Origin of the sequence: Streptomyces wedmorensis (assembly GCF_000716445.1) — a bacterium.
Lineage (GTDB): Bacteria > Actinomycetota > Actinomycetes > Streptomycetales > Streptomycetaceae > Streptomyces > Streptomyces wedmorensis.
Map to the genome: position 1 here is coordinate 1 of NZ_JNWK01000167.1, position 559 is coordinate 559.

General features: G+C 71.6%; 1 protein-coding gene. It reads left to right on the forward strand.

Annotated features, from left to right (window positions below):
- The coding region (locus tag OO54_RS40955) for an LUD domain-containing protein (RefSeq protein WP_033212843.1) at positions 1-559 on the forward strand (559 nt) is incomplete at both ends.

Consider the following 559-nt stretch of genomic DNA (forward strand, 5'->3'; position numbering starts at 1 on the left):
CAAGCGGGCGCGGGCGGTGGCCGAGCTGGACGACTGGGCCGAGCTGCGCGAGGCCGGAAAGGAGATCAAGGACGACGTCCTGAGGAACCTCGACACCCACCTGCTGCGGCTGGAGGAGGCGGTGACGGCAGCGGGCGGCACCGTGCACTGGGCGGCGGACGCGGCGGAGGCCAACCGGATCGTCACGGACCTGGTGAAGGCGACCGGGGAGACCGAGGTCGTGAAGGTCAAGTCGATGGCCACCCAGGAGATCGGGCTCAACGAGCACCTGGAGGCCGAGGGCATCGCCGCGTACGAGACGGACCTCGCCGAGCTCATCGTGCAGCTCGGCGACGACCGCCCCTCGCACATCCTGGTGCCGGCGATCCACCGCAACCGGGCCGAGATCCGCGACGTCTTCCGCGAGAAGATGGGGAGTTGGGGCCGCCCGGCGCCGGAGGGACTGAGCGACACCCCGGCCGAGCTCGCGGAGGCGGCCCGGCTGCACCTGCGGGAGAAGTTCCTGCGGGCCAAGGTCGGGATCTCCGGGGCGAACTTCATGGTCGCCGAGACCGGCACC